This is a genomic window from Anaerococcus groningensis (assembly GCF_046365465.1).
Classification (GTDB): domain Bacteria; phylum Bacillota; class Clostridia; order Tissierellales; family Peptoniphilaceae; genus Anaerococcus; species Anaerococcus groningensis.
Genome location: NZ_JBGMEG010000001.1, coordinates 190,592 through 203,204, shown reverse-complemented (window position 1 = coordinate 203,204; position 12,613 = coordinate 190,592). Strand labels below are relative to the sequence as shown.

The 12,613-nt window shown below is 31.6% G+C and carries 12 protein-coding genes; 10 read left to right on the top strand and 2 right to left on the bottom strand.

Features of this window, described 5'->3' with window-relative positions; translation table 11 throughout:
- Nucleotides 1-96: 96 nt before the first annotated feature.
- Both AB9Q04_RS01000 and AB9Q04_RS00995 read left to right on the top strand, forming a co-directional pair.
- Nucleotides 97-2,325, top strand: a complete 2,229-nt coding sequence (locus AB9Q04_RS01000; RefSeq protein WP_410023526.1) for a hypothetical protein — start codon at nt 97-99, stop codon at nt 2,323-2,325.
- A 10-nt stretch (nt 2,326-2,335) separates the two neighbouring features.
- Nucleotides 2,336-2,980, top strand: coding sequence for an ABC transporter ATP-binding protein (locus tag AB9Q04_RS00995; RefSeq protein WP_410023525.1), 645 nt, complete (start codon nt 2,336-2,338; stop codon nt 2,978-2,980).
- A gap of 41 nt (nt 2,981-3,021) precedes the next feature.
- Here the strand turns inward: AB9Q04_RS00995 and AB9Q04_RS00990 are convergent, their stop codons facing one another.
- Together AB9Q04_RS00990 and AB9Q04_RS00985 are read right to left on the bottom strand one after the other, a co-directional pair.
- Nucleotides 3,022-3,333, bottom strand: coding sequence for a hypothetical protein (locus AB9Q04_RS00990; protein WP_410023524.1), 312 nt, complete (start codon nt 3,331-3,333; stop codon nt 3,022-3,024).
- Between the two features lie 49 nt (nt 3,334-3,382).
- Nucleotides 3,383-4,837, bottom strand: a complete 1,455-nt coding sequence (locus AB9Q04_RS00985) for a carbon starvation CstA family protein (protein ID WP_410023523.1) — start codon at nt 4,835-4,837, stop codon at nt 3,383-3,385.
- A 216-nt stretch (nt 4,838-5,053) separates the two neighbouring features.
- Here AB9Q04_RS00985 and AB9Q04_RS00980 point away from each other — a divergent pair, with 216 nt between their 5' ends.
- From AB9Q04_RS00980 to AB9Q04_RS00945, 8 genes are read left to right on the top strand one after another with little or no spacing between them, the layout of a single operon-like run.
- Nucleotides 5,054-5,497 (top strand): ribosome maturation factor RimP, encoded by a 444-nt coding sequence (locus AB9Q04_RS00980; RefSeq protein ID WP_410023522.1) that lies wholly within the window; start codon nt 5,054-5,056, stop codon nt 5,495-5,497.
- A gap of 9 nt (nt 5,498-5,506) precedes the next feature.
- Complete coding sequence (gene nusA / locus AB9Q04_RS00975) at nt 5,507-6,874, top strand: transcription termination factor NusA (protein WP_410023521.1); 1,368 nt, start codon at nt 5,507-5,509, stop codon at nt 6,872-6,874.
- 3 nt (nt 6,875-6,877) lie between these two features.
- Nucleotides 6,878-7,144, top strand: a complete 267-nt coding sequence (gene rnpM / locus AB9Q04_RS00970; RefSeq protein WP_410023520.1) for an RNase P modulator RnpM — start codon at nt 6,878-6,880, stop codon at nt 7,142-7,144.
- A gap of 10 nt (nt 7,145-7,154) precedes the next feature.
- Nucleotides 7,155-9,413: a translation initiation factor IF-2 gene (infB, locus tag AB9Q04_RS00965; RefSeq protein ID WP_410023519.1), complete on the top strand. Its 2,259-nt coding sequence runs from the start codon at nt 7,155-7,157 to the stop codon at nt 9,411-9,413.
- Between the two features lies 1 nt (nt 9,414).
- The gene (rbfA, locus tag AB9Q04_RS00960) at nt 9,415-9,798 is read left to right on the top strand and encodes a 30S ribosome-binding factor RbfA (protein WP_394011898.1); all 384 of its coding nucleotides are present in this window, start codon (nt 9,415-9,417) and stop codon (nt 9,796-9,798) included.
- Nucleotides 9,788-10,744, top strand: coding sequence for a DHH family phosphoesterase (locus tag AB9Q04_RS00955; RefSeq protein ID WP_410023518.1), 957 nt, complete (start codon nt 9,788-9,790; stop codon nt 10,742-10,744). The genes rbfA and AB9Q04_RS00955 overlap by 11 nt, the downstream gene beginning before the upstream one ends.
- Nucleotides 10,744-11,628: a tRNA pseudouridine(55) synthase TruB gene (gene truB / locus AB9Q04_RS00950; protein WP_410023517.1), complete on the top strand. Its 885-nt coding sequence runs from the start codon at nt 10,744-10,746 to the stop codon at nt 11,626-11,628. The genes AB9Q04_RS00955 and truB overlap by 1 nt, the downstream gene beginning before the upstream one ends.
- Complete coding sequence (locus tag AB9Q04_RS00945; RefSeq protein ID WP_410023516.1) at nt 11,618-12,556, top strand: bifunctional riboflavin kinase/FAD synthetase; 939 nt, start codon at nt 11,618-11,620, stop codon at nt 12,554-12,556. Before truB ends, AB9Q04_RS00945 begins: the two co-directional genes overlap by 11 nt.
- Nucleotides 12,557-12,613: the final 57 nt, after the last annotated feature.

The window sequence follows — 12,613 nt, the reverse complement described above, 5'->3', positions numbered from 1 at the left end:
AAATGATAAATTAAGTTTGTGATATAAATTATATTTTTATTGATCTGTATCCAGTAAGGTGTTATACTAATCATAACACATTATATGGAGGTCATTATGAAAAGGAGTTTAAGCAGTAAGCTACTTATAGTATTGCTGGTTATCCAATCACTTGTATTTGCTATAGCAACAAGCCTATATTTAGATCAAAGATATAGGGAAAACTTTGATAATCTAGCTAACGATTACAAAGAAGTTTCTATAAACAATATTGATATAACTAAAGGCAATGAAGTAGGAGATTACATAGCGAATTTTTTGAAGGAAAATCAGGTCTTGATGGTAAAAAAAGTAGAGGGTCCTGATTATACTGGAAAAAAGTTACTACACGGATACTGGATGAGTGGTGATTATGAAGCTAATAAAGAAAAATTAAATTTAAAATTTCTAGACAAGCAATATGCTTCAGATCAAAGTTTTAAAAACTTAGATAAGGGTGGGACTATTGGTTTGCTAGATGGAGATTATAGCACGATAGAGCCTACTCCTAGATTTATTTTAGGGGATAGTTATTTTTTTATAAACTTAACTGGTACTGGAAAAATTGGAGGATTTAATGGTGAATATCAGCTAATTGGTATAGATGATGCAGGTGTAGATAGATTTTATGAAGGCTTATCTAAGGTAACCGGTCTAAGTGTCGATGAGATAAAAACTTCAAGTGGTGGCTCGGCTGTAATGGGAGGCGGATCTTCTCTTAGCTTTATAATTATATATGTGGTTTTAGCTTTAGTAATCATTACAATTTTAACAACTACAACTGTAGCATCATTAAAAAATATGGGAGTTTACCTGCTCCAAGGTTGGTCTAAAAAGTCTTACATAAAAAATATATACAACCCCATAAACAAGTTTGCATATTTTTTACCAATATTATTTATTCCCTATGGATTTATTTTAACTAAGGGAAGTTTTAATACCTTAAAATTTTACTTGATATTTTTACTAGCTGGGCTAATAAATTTAACTATATTCTTATTTTTTGAATTATTAATATCACTTATACTAAGGACTGTTAAGCCTATAGATGCTATCCATGGCAGGACATCAAAAAAAGGCTTACTTATTTTTGGCATGATTTTATTTATGATATTTAATACTTCGACAAGTGCCTTATCCTTTATGGATATAGATAATATGATAATTGAGCTAAAAGATCAGATAGTTACTAAAAAAGAATGGGAAAATGTATCCGATTATTATGTAACCACAACCTTTTACGAAGGTGATGATTTTGAAGGAGACCACTCCATAACCCCTATGAGTTTTCAAAGAGATTTTTATAGATTTTATCAGTCTATAGAAAATGAGGATGGGGTCAAATTTATAAATACAGACTTTCGTAGAAAAAACTGGAGTAAACACATGAAAGAAATAGGAAGTTTTGACCATGTTCCAGATTTTTCATATCTTTTATTTACTGCTAATAAAAATTATATAGAAGAAGATATGCAGGTAGAAATAACAAATGAAATGGAAAAGTTAGCTAATGAAGGTTATAGGGTTTATCTAATACCTGAAAGTTTTTCAAAAGAAGATAGAAAGTCTTTAGAGATAGCAATAACAGAGATGGATGAAGAAATGTTTCTTGACGAGACTAATGACACAGATAGAGAAAATTTTAATATTAAATTTAAAGGAATTAAGTTTTTTACCTACAACAATAATAAAAATTATTTTGCCTATCCAAATAATATTGATGATGAAATGTATAATGAAAAATTTCCTTCTACATCCACAAATCCAGTTATAAACTATGTTAATACCAACAATATGAGTATTTTTGAATCATTAAGCTTAATATCTGGTGGGGAAACTAATTCAGAAATAAAGCTAAATCAAGAAGCCTATGATAAGTTTGCAAATAAAGAATACTTTAAAAAATATAATATCGATGATAATAAACCTGAATTTGTCCAAATACGAGAGCTCATAGGCGGGATGATTAGAAGCTTAACCCAATCCATATTTACATTTTTGTTAATCGCTTTGCTATTTTTAGGCATATCAGCAGCGATATTATCTGCATTAATTAATCTATATAGGGAGATATACCTAGAAGAAGTAAATATCAAAAAGTTTTTAGGTTATGACAATAAAAAAATATATAAGTCGATATTTATAATGGTTATTGTTGCTAGCATTGTAAATCTAACAATTGCAATAATTAATGGGTCGGTATTCGGTATATGTTTTGGGATTATATTTGCTTTAATAGAGCTTATATTACTAAGAAGATTTACCAACAAAAATCAGTTTGAAATGTTAGTGGAGTTTTTAAAATAGGGGATAAAAAATGAAACATATAGAATTAAATAATATTTCTAAGTCCTATGGTAATAGGAAAATAATAGATAATTTATCTTTTTTTATAGAAGAAAAAGAAATAGTTGCCATAGTTGGCAAGAGTGGTTCTGGTAAGTCCACTATATTAAATATGATAGGACTTTTAGAAACTTATGATGATGGAGAGATTTTACTAAAAGGAAAAAGACTGCCAGACCTTAATAGCAAGCAATCTACTTTACTAAGAAGAAATGAAATAAATTATCTTTTTCAGACAAATGCCTTGATAAGTGAAAAAACTGTTAGGGAAAATCTCTTGCTTGCTATGGAGTATGTGGATATAAAAGATGAGGAAAAATTCAAAAAAATAAGTGAGATATTAGATAGACTAGATATTTTAGATATAAAAGACCAAAAGGCAAATACAGTATCAGGGGGAGAAGCTCAAAGGGTAGCCCTTGCTAGGTGTATTTTAAAACCAGGTGATTTGATTTTGGCAGATGAGCCAACTGGTTCATTAGATCCTAAAATGAGTAATGAAGTATTTTCTTTACTTTTACGTTTGAGAAATGATTATAATAAAACAATACTAATTGTAACCCATGACATGGATATGGCCAAAAAATGTGATAGGGCTATAGATATAAATAAATAACAAATAAAAAAAATTCCATCTTTTTGATAAATGGAATTTTTTTATGAATTCAAAGGCGAAAATTCAGTAGCTGTATAGAAAGTTTTTCTATTACCTATGCCAAAAACTGAGATTTCCACCTCGGGATAGTTCATAAGTAGGGCTTCTAGTTTTGGATCATAATAGGTAGTAACAATTTCAGATGTTTCTTTTTTATAATTTTCTTCATTATAGCCATTTTTGCTTATTTTAAGATTTATTGAGCCTAGATCGCAACAACCCATGCCGCGTTCTATATCTTCTCTAATAAAAATTTTTGTTATATTATTTTTCTTTATATATTTTTTTGCCTTGTCACTATATATAAATTTCATTTTAAATCCTTTAAAAAATGGGGAGAATTATTCTCCCCAGATTAAATTCTTAGTTTAATATAATATTTGCGATTCTATCTTGATTTTTGCGAGCTTTTCTTACTGTAAGTACAGCTATTACTAAACTGATTATTGCACCTAGAATATATGCAATATTATAATCTGCTCCAAAACCTACACCCTTATCAGAAATGATAAATGAGAATACTATAAATGTATAAAATAGCTCTGGTACTAAAGCAATCCAATAGTTACCATTATTATTTAGTAAGTAGCTTGTAGCAGTTGCTAATGCAAAAATTGCCACTAATTGGTTTGTAAAGCCGAAGTATCTCCATAATAAGTTAAAGCCGTTTGGATCGTTTTTAGCCCAAACAAGAATTAAAATAGCTGGAATAAATAAAACGACAGCAACAGCAATTCTTTTTGCTGGAACTTTTTGGTCTATGTTAAGCTCTTCAGCAACGATAAGTCTTAGTGATCTAAATGCTGTATCTCCTGAAGTAATTGGAAGAACGATTACCCCAATAATGGCAAGTAGTCCACCAATATTGCCCATAAAGTATTTAGAAATCTCACCTACCATAAGTGTAGCTCTAGTATCCAATGGAACAATTCCTTGGGAGAATATTACCATAGCTCCAGCAGCCCAAACCATAGCTATAACACCTTCAGCAATCATTGTTGAGTAAAATGTTGCTCTATTTTCTCTTTCGCTAGCAACAGTTCTAGAAACTAATGTCACTTGAGAACCGTGGAAACCAGAAAGAATACCACAAGCTACTGTAATAAAGAATGCTGGAATAAATCTTTGGCCTAATGGGTGTTTGCTTAAATATCCAGCCCCAGAGAATTCTAGATGGCTAGCACCTTTTGTAAATACTCCAATAAGTACACCAAAAGCTGAAATAATTAGAAACGCACCAAATAATGGATAAATTCTACCGATAAGTTGGTCAATTGGAAGTACTGTTGAAAGGATATAATAAGCAAAAATAGCTGCATAAATAATCCAAATACCCTTTGATCCTTCGCCTAGGCCTAAAACATCATTTGCTAGTAAGTCACCAGGAGTGTAGACAAAAACAGTACCAGTTAGAAGAAGTAAGATTCCTATTACTACATTATAAACTTTTCTAGTAGCGTTGCCTAAATATTTACCAACAAGTTTTGGAACTTGAGCACCACCGTTTCTCATAGACATTGTGCCTACTAAAAAATCGTGAGTAGCACCTGCTATAACACAGCCAATTGGAATTGCCAAAAAAGCAATTTTTCCAAAAAGTATACCTTGGATAGGGCCTAAGATAGGGCCAGTACCTGCAATATTTAATAGATTAATTAGCCAGTTTTTCCATTTTGGCATAGCAACAAAATCAATACCATCAGCTTTTGCGACAGCTGGAGTTGGTCTATCATCTAAATTTAGTTGGCTTTCTACATATTTGGAATAAAAATAACCACCAACTAGGAGGATGATAAGACCTACTATGAATAAAAACATATAAACCTCCTATTAATAATATGTATTATATGGGTCTATTATAAACTTTTTTGGCTAATAAAAGCAAGTTTTTTGTAAAAAAATTATCAAATAAATTTTAGAAATTAGCAAGACTAATATTTATTGATTACAGCAAGCTTTGCAGTATAATATTTCTATCAAAGAGTGGGGCAAGTTATCCGCTCTTTTAATATGTATAAGGCAAAGGATGGTAAAATGGATTTAATAACAACCCTTAAAGAAACCTTTGAAGATGATATAGAAAACTTAGGATATGAATTAGTTGATATAGAATTTAAAACGACACATGAAGGTAAGACATTGACCTTCTTTATTTATAATAAAGAGGGAATAACAATTGATGATTGTGAAAAAGTAAGTACCTACTTAGATGAAAAATTAGATGAACTTGATTTAATAAAGGGCCACTACTACTTAGAAGTGTCCTCTCAAGATTTATCAAGACCTTTAAAAACTGATAGAGACCTTGAAAGGAATGCAGGCGAACCTTTAAAGGTAACATTGAAAAATGGTCAAGTTTTTATAGGTTTTATAGAAGAAATAAAAGAAGATAGTCTTGTTTTTGATGTAGATGATAAGGAAAGTCTTAGAGTAGCAAAAGAAGATATCAAGCAAATAAAAATAGAGATTGTATTTTAAGGAGATCTGATGAATGAAGAGTTTATACTAGCCTTAGAGGAGCTGGAAAAAGATAAAAATATTGATAAAGATGTTATCTTAGATGCGCTTGAAAAAGCTCTAGTAAAAAGCTATCAAAAAAATTATGACAATGCAGAAAATGTTGATGTCATAGTAGATAAGCAAACAGGAGATATAGAAGTATTTGCTCTAAGAGAAGTAGTTGATGATGTAAATGATAATATCAATGAAATTTCTCTAAAAGAAGCTAAAGAAGAAGTGGATAGTAACCTAGAAATAGGAGATATAGCAAGAATAAAAATTGCTCCAAAAAACTTCGGTAGAGTTGCAGCCCAGACTGCAAGAAATATTGTTATCCAAAAAATAAGAGATGCTCAAAGAGATTCAGTTTATGGTGAATATCTAGATAGAGAAAATGAAATGATAACAGGAACTATCCAAAGACAAGATAACTACAACCTTTATGTAAATCTTGATAAAATCGAGGGCATAGTTCCACTTAAAGAGCAAGTGGTAAATGAAGAATATATACCAAATGAGCGAATGAAATTTTTAATAAAAGATGTTAAAAATTCATCCAAAGAACCACAAATCATACTTTCTCGTTCTAGTGAGAACCTAGTTACAAGACTATTTGAATTAGAAGTTCCAGAAATAACTGAAGGAGTCATAGAAATATATTCTATAGCTCGTGAGGCAGGATCTCGTACTAAAATTGCAGTCTTCTCAAACGATGAAGCAATCGATCCAGTAGGAGCTTGTATAGGATATAAGGGCTCTCGTGTAAATTCTATAGTAGAAGAATTACAAAATGAAAAAATTGATATCATAAACTATAACAAAGATATAGAAGAATTTATATCAAATTCTCTATCTCCAGCAGATATTATTGAAGTTTTAACAAACGAAAAAAATAAGCAGTCACTAGTAGTAGTAAATGACCAACAATTATCCCTAGCAATAGGTAAGGAAGGTCAAAATGCAAGACTTGCAGCAAGACTTACAGGCTGGAAGATAGATATCAAATCAAAAGAAGACTTTGATATGATGACTGATGAAGAAATTGATGAAATTTTAGGCTTAAATCAAGAGAGGGAAGAAATCATGATAGATGAAGAATTAGTCGAAAATCCAGATGAAATAACAGATCAAATGGCTAGTGAAGATAGACAAATTATAGATCAAGCAAGTGATGAATTAGCTGATGAAGAAGTAGAAGATATCACAAGCGAGACTTTAGAAGAACTTTATGATGAAGAAAATGATTCTTTAACTAGTCAAATAGATGTTGATGAAAATCAACTTGAAGATGTATATACTGATGAATCTGACCTTGTACCACACAGGGAAAGTGATGATGAAGATGAGGATCAGTAAAAGATGAAAAAGACAAAAAAGATTCCTCAAAGAAAATGTATAAATTGTGGAAATCTTTATGACAAAAACGACCTATTAAGAGTTGTAAACAACAAAGACTTAGGGGTTGTAATTGATGAGACAGGAAAACTTAACGGACGCGGAGCATATATTTGTAAAAATAATGAGTGCCTAGCAGATGTTAGGAAAAACAATAAGCTTAATCGTGTATTTAAACAAAAAATAGATGACAAACTTTATGAGGAGTTAGAAGCTTATGAAGTAAAATGAGGTGAAATAGATGGCTGATAAAATTAGAGTTTACGAACTAGCAAAAGAACAAGGAATGCCAGCAAAGAAAATGGTTGAACTTTTAAACGAAGAATTTGGTCTAGGAATAAAATCTCACATGTCAAGTGTAAGTGGAGATGACCTAGAGCTAATAAACGAATACTTCAATGAAAGCTCAAATGAAGATAAAAAAGAGCAAACAAAAGAAAAAACTAATAAGGAAACTCAAAAAGAACAATCAAACAATAAAAAATCAAATATGAAAAAAAATAATAATATAAATTACGATCAAATGGATGATTACGATGATGATGAGAGCATGCACGGATCAAAACAAAAAATCGGCAAATCAAATAAGATAAAAAATCAAAATAAAACTAAATCTAAGAAAAATTTCGACAATGACGATAATGAAGATTTTAATCCAAATAAACCGAATAAAAATCGTAAGAAAAAAAATAGAAAATCAAAATCTAATAAGGCAAATAACCAGCCAGCCAAAGAAAGTAATGAAAATGGCAAAATAGAAATTCCAGAAGTAGTTACAGTAAGTGCCTTTGCAGAAAAAATTGGCGAAAATTCTAATGCTGTTATTGGTAAATTAATCCAACTTGGAGTAATGGCAGGCCTTAATGACACTATTGAATTTGAACAAGCAGAATTAATTGCTATGGACTTTGGTAAAGAAATTAGCTTAGAACAAGAATTCTCTGCCATAGAAGAGCAAGAAATTGATCTAGATTATGAAGATAATGAAGAAGATTTAATAACACGTGCACCAGTAGTTTCAGTAATGGGTCACGTTGACCACGGTAAAACTTCTATATTAGATGCAATTAAAAATACCCGCGTAACAAGTGGTGAAGCTGGTGGTATTACCCAACATATTGGTGCTTATTCTGTAGATTTAAACGGTAGAGCAATCACATTCTTAGATACTCCAGGCCACGAAGCCTTCACAGAAATGAGAATGAGGGGTGCTCAATCAACAGATATTGCAATCCTAGTTGTAGCTGCAGATGATGGTGTTATGCCACAAACTGTAGAAGCTATCAACCACGCAAAAGCTGCTGAAATTCCAATAGTAGTTGCAGTAAACAAAGTAGATAAAGAACAATCTGACCCAAACATAGTAAAACAAGAACTTATGGAATATGGTCTTGTTTCAGAAGATTGGGGTGGAGATACAATTACAGTTGATGTTTCTGCAAAAACAGGTCAAGGCATAGAAGAATTACTAGAAATGGTTCTACTTGTTGCAGAAATGAGAGAATTAAAAGCAAATCCAAACAGAGATGCTGTAGGTCTTATCATTGAAGCTCAACTTGATAAGGCTCGTGGACCAGTTGCTACAGTTTTAGTTCAAAAAGGTACTCTACATGAAGGAGATAATGTTCTTACAGGATCAGCTTCAGGTAGAATTCGTGCAATGTTTGACTCTAAAGGAAATGCTATCAAACAAGCAGGCCCATCTGTTCCAGTACAAATCTTAGGTTTATCAGATGTTGCAGAAGCTGGAGATAAATTATTTGCGGTAGAAGATGAAAAAACTGCAAGAGCTTATGCAGCACGTGCTGAAGAACAAAAAAGAGAAGAAAGACTTATGGCTAAGGGAGCTAGCCTTGAAGATTTATCAGGTGAAGCTGCCGAAGGTGGGTTAAAAGAATTAAATGTAATAGTAAAAACAGACGTAAGAGGTACTGTGGATGCTGTAAGCCAATCACTTTTAAAACTATCAAATGAAGAAGTAAAAGTTTCAGTAGTAGCAGGTGCTGTTGGTGGTATTACAGAATCAGATGTATTATTAGCTCAAGCTTCAAATGCAATCATTATCGGATTTAACGTTCGTCCAACTCAAGGAGCAATGGAGAGAGCTAAAGATAATAATATTGAAATAAGAACTTATAGCGTAATCTATGAAGCAATTGAAGATGTAGAAAATGCTATAAAAGGTATGCTTGATCCAGAATTTGTAGAAGAAGTCCTAGGTCGTGCAGAAGTACGTGATACATTTAAAGTACCAAGCGTTGGGACAATTGCAGGTGTTATGGTAACAAGTGGATCAGTACCTAGAAGAGCAAAAATCAGACTACTTCGTGATAACGTAGTAATCTTTGATGGAGATATTTCATCAATGAAAAGATTTAAAGATGATGCCAAAGAACTTGCTAACGGCTATGAAGGTGGTATCGGTTTAAATAGATTTAACGATATAAAAGTAGGCGATGTTATGGAAGCCTACGAAGTAGTCGAAAAAGAAAGAGACTAGAATGAAAAAAATTAGAACTGAAAGAATTGGAGCAGAAATCCAAAAAGAATTATCAAAAATAATTAGAGATGATTTAAATGATCCAAGACTATCAGATACAGCAACAGTTTCAGTAATAGAAGTAAGGGTCACTAATGACCTTTCTTTTGCTGATTGCTATATATCAGTACTAGGAGATAATGGAAAAAAAGAAGATGTCCTAGATGCTCTAAATCAAGCAAAAGGCTATATAAAAATGCTAATTGGAGATAGGATGAGACTACGTTCTATGCCCGAATTTAGATTTAAATTAGATGAATCTATCGAATATGGGGCATACATGGAAAAACTTATCAAAGAAACCATTGCAAAAGATGAGAGGGCTCATAAAGAAGATGACAATTAGTAGAGAAAACTTAGAACAATTAAAAAGTCTAATCGATCAGGCAGATGAGATCGGAGTAGTATCCCATGTAAATCCAGACGGAGATAACTTGGGATCTTCTTTGGGTCTAGCTCGTGCATTAAGAAATTATGGAAAAGATGTAGAAGTTTTAGGTCATGATACTATTGATAATTATTTAAAATTTTTACCTGATTTAGAATATTATAAAAATGACTATAAAGACTCTTATGATTTATTATTAATCTTGGATGCTTCAGAATTTGACCGTATAGGTGATGCTCAACCAGTAGCCCACAATTCTAAAAAAACTGCAGTAATTGACCACCACTTGGGAGGTAAAATTACTTCAGACTTAAATATTATCCACTCTGATGCTCCAGCTACATGTCAATTAGTTTATGAAATAATTAATAAACTAGACCTACCCTTAGATGAAAAAACAGCAAGCCTTTTGTTTACAGGAATTGTAACTGACACTGGTAGGTTTATGTATTATGATACAAATCGTGAAACCTTCGATGTTGCTGGAAAGTTAATAGATGCTGGTGCCGATAAAGATTTTATTTACCAAGCCTTATATCAAAATAAGCCAATAAAAACTTTAAAATTTGAGACAGATTTAATTGCTAATGCGGAATTTATGGAAAATAAAGTTTTTGCTATAGCTTCTAAAGATAAGGTAGATGAATTTGGCGTACAAATGGGTGATAGTGAGCATGTTGTAAATATCCTAAGAGACCTTGAAGGTATAGAAGTGGCTATGCTTTTAAAAGAATATGATAATGGAGAATATAAAGTATCCATGAGATCTAAGGGGATTGACATTGCAAAAGTAGCCCGCGAAAATGGCGGAGGCGGCCATGTTAATGCTAGTGGATTTTCTATTTTTGATGATAGCCTAGAATCTGCAGCTAAAAAAGCTTACGCAATCCTTAAAAATATATAATGATTAGTGGAATTTTAAATATAAACAAAGAAGTGGGCATATCTTCTAATAAATGTGTCAGCCTTGTAAAAAAAGCATTAAATACAAAAAAAGTGGGACATACTGGAACCTTAGACCTAGAAGCAAGTGGAGTTTTACCAATAGTAATTGGTAAGGCAACTAGGGTTTCAGACTTTTTAATGGATGAAAGAAAAGAATACATTACAGAGGCAATTTTTGGTAAAAGAACGGACACCCTAGACTATGATGGTCAAGTAGTAGAAACTTCTGATGCAACTTTTACTAGAGAAGATTTAGAAAAAGAAATGGAAAATTTCATAGGAGATATTACTCAAATACCACCCATGTATTCAGCTATAAAAGTAAATGGCCAAAAACTTTATGATTTGGCAAGAAAAGGTATAGAAGTAGAGCGCAAAAAACGCCAAGTAAATGTCTATTCTTTTAAGATAGTTGATTTTAATTTTCCAAAGGCTACTTTTAAAATCACTTGTTCAAAAGGTACTTATATTAGAACCTTAATCGACGATTTAGGTGAAAATCTAGGATCTTTTGCTTATGTAAATAGTTTGACCCGTTCCAAGGTGGGCGATTTTTATATAGAAGATGCAATAAATTCTGAAGACTTACTAAATATGAGCAGAGAAGAAGTCCTTGATAAATTAAAACCAGTTGATTATGCTCTAAAAACTTATCCAAAAATTATTTTAGACAAGTCTTATTTAAAACAGGCTACAAATGGTATGACTATGGCGGTTAACAGTATGGATACAAATAGCCTACATAGGGTTTATGTAGAAAATGAATTTATAGGCCTAGGCAAAGCCCACAAAAGTAGTGACAAATATTTTCTAAAAATGGAGAAAGTATTTTATGAAAAATAATATTAAAATTTATGACCTAGATAGGGGCATGACTGATTTTGAGCCCAAGGCCATTGCCTTGGGTAATTTTGATGGTATCCATATAGGCCACCAAAAATTAATCAAAAAAAATATAGAGCTTGCCCATCAACTTAATTTGGTCCCTTCAGTTTTACTTTTTAAAGAAAATAGTAAAAAAACTTTGATAGATGAAAAAGACTATTTAACAAGTTTAGATGACAAAATAGAAATCCTTGCTCAAATGGGCTTGGATACCTTTTGTATTCTAGAATTTGATGAAGAATTTAGATCGCTTAGTCCTAAAGACTTTATAGCTAAGATTTTGTATAAAAAATTAAATACTAAATATATAGTTGTAGGGGAAGATTATCGCTTTGGCAAAAATGCTAAGGGAGATATTGAAAAATTAAGGGCCTTGCAAGATGAATTTGCCTATCAAACAAAAGTAATTGATTTTGAACTTGATAATGGAGAAAAGATCTCCTCTGGTACTATAAAAAATCTTATAAAAAACGGTGATATAAATAAGGCGAGCACTTATTTAGGTAGGCCTTATAAAATTAGAGGAGAAGTAGTAGATGGTCATAAAAGAGGCCGTAAGCTAAATTTCCCAACAGCAAATCTAAAAATGAATTTTTCTTATACTATTCCTAAGGATGGAGTATATCTAACACGAGTTAATGTAGGGGGCAAAAATCACTTTGCCTTAAGCAATGTAGGTTCAAATCCTACTTTTGAAAATGACTTTAGAAAAGTAGAAACCTACATTTTAGATTTTAATGAGGATATATACGGGAAAAACATCACAATTGAGTTTTTAGAATTTTTCCGTGACGATATGAAATTTGACTCAGTTGATGATCTTATTAAGCAAATGGAAATGGACAAAAAACAAGCGATTGATATGATAAATAATAAGTATTTGTAAGCTTTACAAATGCTTTTTTTATTGGTATAATACCTTAGGTACCTTGGCTTTGTAAAC

Excerpts from the sequence above, each read along its gene's own strand:
- AB9Q04_RS01000 (WP_410023526.1), top strand. The coding sequence starts at position 97 with ATGAAAAGGAGTTTAAGCAGTAAGCTACTTATAGTATTGCTGGTTATC.
- AB9Q04_RS00995 (WP_410023525.1), top strand. The coding sequence starts at position 2,336 with ATGAAACATATAGAATTAAATAATATTTCTAAGTCCTATGGTAATAGG.
- AB9Q04_RS00990 (WP_410023524.1), bottom strand. The coding sequence starts at position 3,333 with ATGAAATTTATATATAGTGACAAGGCAAAAAAATATATAAAGAAAAAT.
- AB9Q04_RS00985 (WP_410023523.1), bottom strand. The coding sequence starts at position 4,837 with ATGTTTTTATTCATAGTAGGTCTTATCATCCTCCTAGTTGGTGGTTAT.
- AB9Q04_RS00980 (WP_410023522.1), top strand. The coding sequence starts at position 5,054 with ATGGATTTAATAACAACCCTTAAAGAAACCTTTGAAGATGATATAGAA.
- nusA (WP_410023521.1), top strand. The coding sequence starts at position 5,507 with ATGAATGAAGAGTTTATACTAGCCTTAGAGGAGCTGGAAAAAGATAAA.
- rnpM (WP_410023520.1), top strand. The coding sequence starts at position 6,878 with ATGAAAAAGACAAAAAAGATTCCTCAAAGAAAATGTATAAATTGTGGA.
- infB (WP_410023519.1), top strand. The coding sequence starts at position 7,155 with ATGGCTGATAAAATTAGAGTTTACGAACTAGCAAAAGAACAAGGAATG.
- rbfA (WP_394011898.1), top strand. The coding sequence starts at position 9,415 with ATGAAAAAAATTAGAACTGAAAGAATTGGAGCAGAAATCCAAAAAGAA.
- AB9Q04_RS00955 (WP_410023518.1), top strand. The coding sequence starts at position 9,788 with ATGACAATTAGTAGAGAAAACTTAGAACAATTAAAAAGTCTAATCGAT.
- truB (WP_410023517.1), top strand. The coding sequence starts at position 10,744 with ATGATTAGTGGAATTTTAAATATAAACAAAGAAGTGGGCATATCTTCT.
- AB9Q04_RS00945 (WP_410023516.1), top strand. The coding sequence starts at position 11,618 with ATGAAAAATAATATTAAAATTTATGACCTAGATAGGGGCATGACTGAT.